This is a genomic window from Rosenbergiella gaditana (assembly GCF_018494065.1).
Classification (GTDB): domain Bacteria; phylum Pseudomonadota; class Gammaproteobacteria; order Enterobacterales; family Enterobacteriaceae; genus Rosenbergiella; species Rosenbergiella gaditana.
Genome location: NZ_JABBFR010000018.1, coordinates 48,817 through 60,122 on the forward strand (window position 1 = coordinate 48,817; position 11,306 = coordinate 60,122).

Consider the following 11,306-nt stretch of genomic DNA (forward strand, 5'->3'; position numbering starts at 1 on the left):
CGTTAAGGCGTACCATGATTGAGATTAAGCATCTGAAAACACTGCAGGCATTGAAACAGACGGGGTCACTAGCCGCCGCAGCCGCTCATTTGCACCAAACTCAATCAGCCCTATCCCACCAGTTTAGTGATATCGAACAACGTCTAGGCTTCAAGCTGTTTATACGTAAAAGCCAGCCGCTGCGTTTTACTCGACAAGGTGAAGTGTTATTGCAACTCGCGGATAGCGTTTTACCCCAAGTCCACCAAGCACTACAGGCATGCCAAGCGCCTCAACAAACCACGCTGCGCATTGCAATAGAGTGTCATAGCTGTATCCAATGGATGACTCCCGCGTTAAATAGCTTTCGAGAGCAGTGGCCTCAGGTCTTGGTCGAATTCGCATCGGGTGTTACTTTTGATCCGCAACCGGCCCTACAACAAGGTGAATTAGACCTGGTACTGACCTCAGATATATTGCCTAAGAGCGGATTACATTACACACCACTGTTCGATTTTGAGGTGAGGCTCGTGGTTGCGGTGGGCCACCCTTTAGCGACCAAAGCGGTGATTTTACCGGAAGACCTGAAAGACGAGACCTTACTTATCTATCCGGTACAGCGACAACGTATGGATATCTGGCGACATTTTCTGCAACCCGCAGGAATAAGCCCTTCCTTAAAAACAGTCGATAACACCTTATTACTGATTCAGATGGTCTCTGCCAATATGGGGATTGCCGCCTTACCTCACTGGGTAGTGGAAAATATTGAGCGACAGAAGCTGGTAGTCACTCGTACACTTGATAATGGCCTTTGGAGTCGTCTGTATGCGGCGACTCGTGAAGGAGAGAACCGTCAACCTATGTTGGATGCCTTTATCACCCATGCTCAACAACATGCCCGCCAACTGCCTTTCGTACGGGATGCATCGGGTGCATTAGTCACCACCTAGCCTTAGCGTACAAAATGTTTTGTAACATTTGTGTGATAAGTCAAAGTTACTGCGCACAATAATCGTTATCCTTGCCGCATGCATACGCGAAAGTCCCTCTTTCGTGTTCGTCCGATTAAGGAGAAGACGATGTTCAATCTATTTAAACCGGCTAAACATGCCGCACCACTCGCCGATGAGATTATTGACCCCACTTATCGCCGCCTACGTTGGCAGATTTTTATAGGTATTTTCTTTGGTTACGCCGCTTACTATTTAGTCCGGAAAAATTTTGCTTTAGCGATCCCGTCGCTGGTCGAGCAAGGTTTTAGTCGTGGTGACCTTGGCTTCGCCTTATCGGGGATCTCTATTGCCTATGGTTTCTCGAAATTTATTATGGGTTCGGTCTCTGACCGTTCTAATCCACGCTATTTTCTACCGGCAGGGCTCATCTTAGCGGCACTGGTCATGCTGATGATGGGGTTTCTCCCTTGGGCAACCTCAAGCATCATGGTGATGTTTTTTCTACTTTTTTTATGTGGTTGGTTTCAAGGAATGGGTTGGCCACCTTGTGGTAGAACGATGGTTCACTGGTGGTCCCAGAAGGAGCGCGGCAGTATCGTTTCGGTATGGAATTGTGCTCACAATGTGGGTGGCGGCATCCCGCCACTGCTTTTTTTATTGGGTATGATGTGGTTTGGTGACTGGAAAGCGGCATTTTATATGCCCGCATTTCTGGCTATCGTCATTGCACTGTTCGCTTTCGCTATGATGCGAGATACGCCACAGTCCTGTGGATTGCCGCCTATTGAAGCCTACAAAAATGACTACCCCCCAAATTACAGTGCTGAAAGTGAAACTGAATTAACCACTAAACAGATTTTTAGTCAGTATATTTTACCCAATAAGCTTCTGTGGTATATCGCCTTAGCCAATGTTTTCGTCTACTTACTGCGTTACGGTATCCTTGATTGGTCGCCAACTTACTTAAAAGAAGTAAAACATTTCACGTTGGACAAATCGTCTTGGGCCTACTTCTTCTATGAATATGCCGGTATCCCGGGAACCCTACTCTGCGGATGGGTTTCTGACAAAGTCTTTAAGGGTAATCGTGGGATCACTGGTGTCATCTTTATGAGCTTAGTCACTATTGCCACGATCATCTATTGGCTTAACCCAGCAGGTAACCCGGGCGTAGATATGGCCTGTATGACCATTATCGGCTTCCTAATATATGGGCCGGTAATGCTTATTGGCTTACATGCCCTAGAGTTAGCACCCAAAAAAGCAGCGGGTACCGCTGCGGGGTTCACAGGACTATTCGGCTACTTAGGCGGCTCGGTCGCGGCAAGCGCGATTGTAGGTTACACCGTGGATTACTTTGGATGGGACGGTGGTTTCCTTGTCATGATAGTGGGATCAGTGTTGGCCGTTCTTCTTCTCCTGTTAACCACATTCAGCGAAAAGAAGCATAAACAAGCCCTACTGCACAATGACTAGGAGAGGATGATGAAATATTTATTAACGGGGTTAGCCTTATTCTCATGCAGTTTATTCGCTCAAGGCAGTGAGGATAAACTCGTCATTGCTCATCGTGGGGCGAGTGGCTATCTCCCTGAGCATACTCTCCCCGCTAAGGCCATGGCTTATGCGCAAGGTGCAGATTACCTCGAACAAGATGTCGTCATGACACGTGATGATCAACTCGTAGTGCTACACGATCACTTTCTAGACCGTGTCACCGACGTTGCTCAGCAGTTCCCTAATCGCCATCGTGAAGATGGCCGTTATTACGCTATCGACTTCACCCTCGCCGAAATCAGACAATTACATTTCACCGAAGGTTTTCATTTAGAAGGGGAAAAACACGTTCAAAACTATCCGCGGCGTTTCCCAATGAATCGCTCAGAATTTCGTATACACACTCTTGCAGAAGAGTTGGAGTTTATCCAAGGGCTTAACCACTCTACAGGTAAAAATATTGGTATCTATACCGAAATTAAATCGCCGTGGTTCCACCGCAAAGAAGGTAAAGATATCAGTAAAGCGGTTCTGACAACCCTTAAAGAGTATGGTTACACTAAGCCTACTGACAAAGCATGGTTACAGTGTTTTGATTATGATGAACTACAGCGGATTAAAAATACTCTAGAGCCACAATTGGGGATGAATCTAAAGCAGGTGCAGTTAGTCGCTTATACCAAAGATAACGAGACGCAAACGCTACACAATGGTCAATGGCGTAATTACGATTACGATTGGATGATGACGCCAGAGGGGATTGAGAAATTATCAAAAACAGTGGATGGTATTGGCCCTGACTATCACATGCTAATCGATTCACACTCTACTCAAGGTCATATTCGTTTGGCGCCAATGGTCGCTGCCGCACATCGCTATAACTTACCCATACACCCTTATACCGTTCGCGCGGATCAGCTGCCTACATACGTCACCAACATAGACGAGTTATATCAAATTCTTTATCAGCAAGCAGGGGTTGCCGGACTATTCACCGATTTTCCGGATAAAGCCGTCTCATGGTTAGCGACTCATCCACACACTGACTAGCCTTGAAAGGCTTCTGATAACCCAGCAGCCTTTCTACCTATTACTCAGTCACTGCATACAATTGTCGTAAATATTGCGGTACCGCATCTTGGCCATTATGACCAATTACGGCTAGCTCGGGTAAGAGGTCTTTTAACCGCTGTTGCCCGTTTTCCATGATGCAGCCTTTTCCCGCCATACTCAGCATCTCTTTATCATTCATCCCATCACCAAACGCGATACAGTCCTTAAGGCTATACCCTAGGCGACAAGATACGCTATCTAACGCATGGCCTTTTGAGACCCCGCCGGCCATCACCTCTAAGCAAATAGGCAGTGAGAAGCTGACGTTAACGCGATCACCAAAGCGGGAAACTAAGGCTTCTTCGAGCTGTACAAGGTGCTGGTGGTCATTACAGGTAAAGAAGACTTTACTTACCCCGTCGACTGAAAAATCTGCAGGATGATAGATTTGATAACGAAAATCTGACTCCATAAAGAAAGAGGCTTCATCGCGACTTTCTCGAGCAATAAACCACTCATCATCACGATAAATTTGCGTAAGGATCTCAGGATCGTTATAGCAGAGCGTAATCAACTCTTCAGCGATCGTTTGTTCAAGATTGTGTGCAAAGATAAGATTCCCTGCAGTGTCGTGTACACGTGCGCCATTTGACGTGATCATATAAGCATCTATCCCAAGTTTCTCACGGATCTGTCCCACATCAACATGGTGCCGACCGGTTGCAAAGACGAACGAAACACCTTGTTCGGTGACGCGTTGTAACGTTTGAGCGGCAAAATCGGTGATTGAATGCTCTGGTGAGAGCAATGTTCCATCGAGATCAGAAGCAACAATTTGGTACATGACGACCTCTCAACTGTACAGGCTCAAAACCATTTCAAACCTGAGAAATTAAACTGTATTAGGATTAAAGGTTAAAAAATATTCCGTGATTTTCTGTAACGCTTCGGCACGGATCTCGTCTTTTTCAAATAAAATTTCATGGCGAGCTCCCTCCATTACTTGTGGGTGATCACCGTAACAGGGAAAGCCCGCTAAGTTTCTCGCGAGAGAAAATCGATCCTGAGCCTGATTATCGACCACTTGGTCCTCACTGGCTTGTAGCAGCAAGACGGGATGATGCAGTTCTGGCGCAATACTCTCGATATAACGGCCAGTAAAAATCGCCTCGCGTACCCAGTGGGTTGTCGGCCCGCCGAGTTGCAGCTCGGGCTGGTCGGCATAAAAACGCAGGTTACGCTGATAACGGACGCGACTATGCGTAAGATTATTAATCCCAAAGGGGGTTGCATGCCAGCGGCCAGTACCAAACGCAAAACCTTCCCGTAGATGAGGCCGAGTAGCCGTCCAATTAAGTATTCGCTCAACAACCCATTCCGGCATCGGTAGTACAATACCAAACATCGGTGCAACAAGGGCGGTTGCTGTAAAAAGCGAAGGGTGGCGCTGCGATAAGAGCGTCGCGATAGCGCCGCCCATGGAGTGCGCGAGCACGAAAGTCTGATGGTAGCGACTTCCAGACAGTTCCAACTCGCATAACGTTTCTAAATCATCAACATAATCAGAGAACTGTGCAACATGGCCTAACTGAGAATCGTCGAGCAACCGTCCCGAGAGTCCTTGCCCTCGATGGTCAATAACGAAAACATCGTAACCACAATTGAATAGGTCCCATACCACTTCTGGGTATTTGATGTAACTTTCCGAGCGGCCCGGTACAACTAAAATCGCCTTCTTATGCGCTGCGGCGGTCATGCGCATATAGCGAATGACCACCCCCTCTTTACCGACGAACTGACGCTCTTGTCGCTGACGCCAAAACGATAATAAGGGACCGGTGACAAACGCTGAGAAGGATTTCTCTCGATGCGTCCATTGTGACTGTTGTTTTTTCATTTTTAACGCGAAAAAATGAGATGTAAGCCAAATGCCACAAATAATGTTCCCGCGACGCCATCAATCCATTTAGCCAGCTTCTGATATTTTGTCTTAACCCAAGGTAATGAGAATAACGTTGCCACGAGGCTAAACCAAATCAGTGTTTCTGCAACGATTAAGATAAAAATTGCAGTGCGTGTCGCGCTGCTGACATCATCGCCAACAATTAACGAGAAGATACTGCCAAAATAGATAATGGCTTTAGGATTAGAAAGATTCGTCAGCAGTCCACGTAAAAAAGTATTTTTCTTACGTGGGATTGATACTGGTCCAGTCTCTTCGCCTGCGATGCGAGGTTGGCGTGCAGACTTAATCATCTGAATACCCATCCATATCAGGTAAGCCCCTCCAGCCAGAAGGATGAGTTGGTGTAACCAAGCCATCTGTTTCAGAATCAGATTCAGCCCAAGCAGTGCAACTGCCGCCCATATAGCGACGGCAAGGGTTATACCGATCACGCCTTTAAAGGCATCACGTCGTGATTGGCTCGCTGCGGTTTGTGAGATAAAGAAAAAATCAGGGCCTGGGCTTGCCAAGGCAACTATCTGCACTAAGGCGACGGTTAGAAAAAGGGATATCATAAAAACTCCTTATAATAGCTTAGCGACAGGGTGAGTTACTCATCATCTAAGTGCTGCTTGATCAACTGCATAAAGGGGCGTCCAAAACGCTCCAATTTACGTTGCCCAATACCATTTATCCCCAACATTTCAGACGGGGATATCGGTTGAAGCTCAGACAACTCAATGAGTGTTGCGTCATTAAACACGACGTAGGGAGGTATATTTTCCTCATCAGCAATCGCCTTGCGTAACTTACGTAGTTTGGCAAATAGCTTTTTATCATAATGACTACCAGACAAACGGCTCATCACAGGGCGGGTTTTGGTCACTATTATTCGAGGAACCGCAAGCTGCAACGGTGATTCACTGCGTAAAACGGGCCGGGCACTTTCCGTAAGTTGCAGAGCGGAATGCTGGCTAATATTTTGGGTGACCAATCCAAGATGGATCAGCTGCCGTAACACGTTAACCCAATGCTCATGACTTTGATCGCGGCCAATCGCATAAACCGGTAACTTATCGTGACCGAACTCTTTTATACGCTGATTTGCTGCTCCCCTTAGCACCTCAACAATATACCCCATACCAAAACGTTGGCCGACCCGATAAATCGTGGACAACGCTTTTTGTGCATCGACCAAACCATCGTAGCGGCGAGGAGGATCCAGACAGATATCGCAATTCCCGCAGGCTGCTTGGCGATTTTCGCCAAAATAGTTAAGGAGCACTAAGCGTCTACAGGTTTGGGCCTCGGCAAAAGCCCCCATGGCATTAAGCTTATGCCGCTCTATATCCTGGCTTAATCCCGGGCTTTTCTCATCTAAGCAACGACGTAACCATCCCATATCTGCGGGATCGTAGAGCATCATCGCTTCAGCAGGTAAACCGTCACGCCCCGCTCTCCCCGTTTCCTGATAATAGGACTCGATATTACGCGGAATGTCTAAATGGAAGACAAAGCGGACATTAGGTTTATTAATCCCCATCCCAAATGCGACGGTCGCCACGACGATTTGAAGATCATCACGCTGAAAGGCTTCTTGCACCCGCGCTCGCTCATCCGCTTCGAGACCTGCGTGATAGGCGCCAACACTCCACCCACGGCTCTGTAAACGAGCGGTAATATCTTCGACTTTAGCGCGACTGTTACAGTAAATAATGCCGCACTTCCCTCGCTGTTCGCGCAAGTATGTGAGCAACTGATCGGTGGGTTTGTACTTATCAACAAGCGTGTAGCGGATATTGGGACGGTCAAAACTACTCACCTGAATAAAGGGATCCTGGAGCTGAAGACGCTGCAAGATATCTTGTCGTGTGGTGCTGTCTGCCGTTGCCGTTAACGCCATAATGGGCAGGGAGGGGAATCGTTCTCTTAGACGCCCAATTGCGCCATATTCTGGACGAAAATCGTGTCCCCATTGCGAAATACAGTGCGCTTCGTCGACTGCGATCAGTGCTGGATGCCAACTACTTAATGTATCGAGAAAACTTTCCATCATTAAGCGCTCTGGCGCCACATATAAAAGCTTAATCTTACCTTCTCGACAATCTTGGTAAATTTGCTGCTGAATCTCTCTAGGCTGGCTAGAGTTTAGGCTTTCCGCACCGACACCATTCGCACGCAGTTGGTCGACCTGATCTTTCATTAGTGAAATGAGAGGGGAAACCACCAGCGTTAGTCCAGTTCGCACTAACGCGGGTATTTGATAACACAGTGACTTACCACCACCAGTAGGCATTATCACAAGACAATCTTGTCCAGAGATTACCGCTTGTATAATACTGTCTTGACCGGGACGAAACTGCTGGTAACCGAACGTTTCCTGCAGTACCTGAAGGGCGTCAACCTCCCGGTCCACTTCTACCAATGTTGCCACACGCTACCTGTTTTAATCAGAGAACATCATTAAGAGTTAGACCAATACCAACCCGCGTTTGACGGTGATTATAGTCGATCAACGATTCGCCATAACCACTGTAGACTTGGGTGTAAAATCTGACGTTGTGGGTGATAGGATAGCTCCAGCCTAGTTGAGCGCCGCCGTAACCGGAATTCCAGTTATATTGACCTTCAACGCTGAAAATATTTTCGCCCCACTTGTAGCCTAATTTAGCACGATAATGTCCCATATATTTGATGATATCAGGGTTATCGTCATCGCCTCCGCCCGTATCAAGACGTACCCAAGGCTTAATTTCAGCGGTCATGTTACCATTTTGCGCCATTAAACGCAGGTAGCCGCGATTCCAGCTGCGAGACGTTGGGTCACTGCGCCCATTCGATTCGTGGTTAAAGCCGGTTTCAATATCGCGGAGCGTCCAGTCACCCAGTGAGTAATCTGTTGCCCAGCCGACGAAGAGTTGCGGTTCGTAGTTCGTTTCGCGGAAAGGTGAAGATTCTTTACTGTTCGAGATTTGCCACCAAGAGCGCTGGGTGTAAGAAGCCGCTAAGACTGAGTTATCTCCTAAGATACCGCGCCAGATTGGGAAGGCCAAGCTTAGTTGAAATTTCAGCTCATCCTTGCGCGCATTATGCCCCCAATTATAGCTTTCAATCGCACCCTTATTAATATCACTGGTGTAGGTATACAGCACATAGTTACTTTCGTAAGGATATAAAACGAAAGCACTATCATGTTGTTGTAGTAGATTTGAGATAATGCTACCAGGAACTGGCGAGTTATTTTGTACGCCAACATCATATCCGCTACTTTCCGCGTTAGCTCCCAGAGGTAACGCTAGCGCTGCCGCCAATACCAAACACTTTCGTTGCATAGTTGTCCCTATCACCCGTAATTGATCAAATTCGTCAAATGTGACTAAAAATTTTCCTACTAAGGGCGTAATTTTGACCTGAAATGGCTTTTTATGACAGCAGAATATGATGATAAACGAGAACTTCTCAACACTGGAGTAAATCCGCGCTCGTTCAAACAGGCACGTTGGGGAAGAGAGAGATGAACTTAGGATACATAAGGATGGGAGAGAGGTATTTCAAAAAAGGATGATAGCCGCCTATCATCCCACGGGAAATAACTGATTAATTTTTACGACCCAAGCCTGAAACATCTTGGATATTGTGCAAAACAGCAGTCATTCGCACAAAATTACCTGAGCTAGCGCCGGTAATTTTGTATTCGGCATCATGGTTATCCGCAATTTGCATAATTTTATTTTCAGCGCCTTGTAATGAGATATCCGTTACAGAGATGCTTTTTGCAAAAGAAACAGCTGGTAGTGCAAGTAAAGCAAGCATTGCGATGGTTATTTTTTTCATAATATTGACTCCCTGGTGTGAGCCATAAAGATACATCTCTGGTCGTAATTAAGCGTTTCGTTTTGTAAAAAACTGAATTAAATCTCATCAATTAATAATATATTTTTTGACAATCTGTGGTGTAAATCACATGAAATATAATTCACATCGATATTAAATTGATGAATACCAATAAGTTAATCGATTTAACATTAATAATATTTATAGATGTTCTATCGCTTGCGCCGACGACCTTTCCCCACGATCCCGTTTGAGCGTGTCATTCTTTACTTACCCACAAAAACGGCGCCTAAGGCGCCGAGAAGAGTGTTATAACCAGTTTTTACGCTTAAAGTATAGATAAGGTGCCAAACCAGCCAATATCATCAATAAGATGGCACCTGGGTAGCCAAAGCTCCACTTAAGCTCTGGCATAAACTCAAAGTTCATCCCATAGCTTGACGCTACCAGTGTGGGAGGTAAGAAGACAACCGACACCACCGAGAAAATCTTGATAATACGGTTTTGCTCAATACTGATAAATCCCATTGCCGCTTGCATCAAAAAGTTAACTTTCTGAAACAGTGATTCATTGTGCGGTAATAATGAGTCAATATCGCGTAATACTTCGCGAGCTTGTTCTAACTGATTCGCGGGAAGTCGAGCTTTACGTATTAGAAAGTTTAACGCGCGTTGGGTATCCATCAAACATAGACGAACTTTCCAACCGATATCCTCTAACTCTGCCAAGCGGGAAAGTGCTTCGTCATACTCTTCGCCCTGCTGCCCTTCCATGATCACACGACTTAATTTTTCTAAGGCGCTGTAGATATTCTCGATTTCATCAGCTAGCTGCTCTATTTTGGTCTCAAACAAATCGAGAAGTACTTCAAATACATTGCCATCAATTAAGGTCTGACTGCGGGCGCGCATCCGATACAGGCGAAAAGCGGGAAGTTCACGTTCACGTAAGGTGAAGAGGCGTCCGTCACGAATGGTAAAAGCCACTGTAGCATTTCCAGCATGATCGTCAGCATCTTCATAGAAGAAGAAAGAGTGGATATGTAAACCGTCTTCGTCTTCGAAAAAACGGGCAGAGGCCTCGATATCTTCAAGCTCTGGCCGAGTCGCCAAACCTTGGCCTAGTGTTTGTTGTACCAGGTCGCGTTCATCTTCTTCTGGCTCAATTAAATCGACCCAAACGGCATTAGAAAGCGCGACATTGCTCTCTTCAGGTTCCATTCGGCTCAAGCGATTTTCTTCGAGTTTGAAAGCACTCAACATAGCAGTATGACTCCCCTTGCTTTATCGGCAGGGACAAGACAAAACCATTACTCATTTGTCTCAATGAGTAAGTAGCGTTACTTGAACACGGGGATCACAGATAGTGAAAATATCAGTGCTGACGATCATGATGATGGGAAATAATCACCGGTAAACAGCTAAGTTCACCGGTCAAAGAACGGTAACCTTAGCAGTTTTTCCTAATCAGTAGGAAATTGATCCAGCATCGACTGGGTGTGTCCAAGGTCATTGTCCTCTAAGAATTATAGTGGGCGCATGTTACGCCGAGACGAAAATATCGTCAAGAATCCTAATAATTAAACTGTTTCTAAACGTGCATAAGCCGCAACCAGCCATTTCACGCCTTGTCGGTGAGAGATAATAGGAAAGTCTAAACTACGTTAAAGGCTACTTCGTCGTTGTGAGCCTTATCGGCCAGCTATAACTTAGTCTCGCAAACTTACTAATATTACAAATGTAATTATAAAGTAGATAATTGCTTTTATAAGCATAAGGTGAGAAGGCATTATCATGCTTTTCTGAAAGATTCGTAATGATACTGCCTTAAGCTTAAGGCGAAGTTCAGGGTGTCCTGCCACAATAGTGAAAGAAATAGATATTATCATGCCATACCGCAACCTCTTAAAATTATATATTCTCTCCTGTAAAAATAACTTTTTATTAAGCGTATTACTAAAAAAGGGTGATGTATCCAATTAGTTGAATTGATGTATAATCATCGCTTTGAGGTTTTCTCATGGCCAGCGTTACTGTTCATT

Annotated in this window: 10 protein-coding genes; 3 read left to right on the forward strand and 7 right to left on the reverse strand. The window is 45.8% G+C overall.

The window, feature by feature from the left end:
- Positions 1-14: 14 nt before the first annotated feature.
- From metR to glpQ, 3 genes are all read left to right on the forward strand, one after another.
- Positions 15-932 carry an HTH-type transcriptional regulator MetR gene (gene metR / locus HH682_RS12555; RefSeq protein ID WP_214237888.1) on the forward strand — a complete coding sequence of 306 codons (918 nt, stop codon included), beginning with the start codon at positions 15-17 and terminating at the stop codon, positions 930-932.
- Between the two features lie 129 nt (positions 933-1,061).
- Positions 1,062-2,411, forward strand: coding sequence for a glycerol-3-phosphate transporter (glpT, locus tag HH682_RS12560; protein ID WP_214237889.1), 1,350 nt, complete (start codon positions 1,062-1,064; stop codon positions 2,409-2,411).
- A 6-nt stretch (positions 2,412-2,417) separates the two neighbouring features.
- On the forward strand, positions 2,418-3,482 hold the full coding sequence (gene glpQ / locus HH682_RS12565; protein WP_214237890.1) for a glycerophosphodiester phosphodiesterase: 1,065 nt from the start codon (positions 2,418-2,420) through the stop codon (positions 3,480-3,482).
- A 40-nt stretch (positions 3,483-3,522) separates the two neighbouring features.
- On the opposite strand, the gene yigL is transcribed toward glpQ, so the two are convergent.
- The 7 genes from yigL to corA form a co-directional block, all read right to left on the reverse strand.
- Positions 3,523-4,329, reverse strand: coding sequence for a sugar/pyridoxal phosphate phosphatase YigL (gene yigL / locus HH682_RS12570; protein ID WP_214237891.1), 807 nt, complete (start codon positions 4,327-4,329; stop codon positions 3,523-3,525).
- A 48-nt stretch (positions 4,330-4,377) separates the two neighbouring features.
- Positions 4,378-5,382, reverse strand: a complete 1,005-nt coding sequence (pldB, locus tag HH682_RS12575) for a lysophospholipase L2 (protein ID WP_214237892.1) — start codon at positions 5,380-5,382, stop codon at positions 4,378-4,380.
- A 2-nt stretch (positions 5,383-5,384) separates the two neighbouring features.
- A complete protein-coding gene (gene rhtC / locus HH682_RS12580; RefSeq protein ID WP_214237893.1) occupies positions 5,385-6,005 on the reverse strand; it encodes a threonine export protein RhtC in 621 nt (206 codons plus the stop codon).
- Positions 6,006-6,040: 35 nt separating this feature from the next.
- On the reverse strand, positions 6,041-7,864 hold the full coding sequence (gene recQ / locus HH682_RS12585; protein ID WP_214237894.1) for an ATP-dependent DNA helicase RecQ: 1,824 nt from the start codon (positions 7,862-7,864) through the stop codon (positions 6,041-6,043).
- 16 nt (positions 7,865-7,880) lie between these two features.
- Complete coding sequence (pldA, locus tag HH682_RS12590; RefSeq protein ID WP_214237895.1) at positions 7,881-8,762, reverse strand: phospholipase A; 882 nt, start codon at positions 8,760-8,762, stop codon at positions 7,881-7,883.
- Positions 8,763-9,027: 265 nt separating this feature from the next.
- A complete protein-coding gene (locus HH682_RS12595) occupies positions 9,028-9,264 on the reverse strand; it encodes a DUF1471 domain-containing protein (protein WP_214237896.1) in 237 nt (78 codons plus the stop codon).
- A 309-nt stretch (positions 9,265-9,573) separates the two neighbouring features.
- Complete coding sequence (gene corA / locus HH682_RS12600; RefSeq protein WP_214237897.1) at positions 9,574-10,527, reverse strand: magnesium/cobalt transporter CorA; 954 nt, start codon at positions 10,525-10,527, stop codon at positions 9,574-9,576.
- Positions 10,528-11,306: the final 779 nt, after the last annotated feature.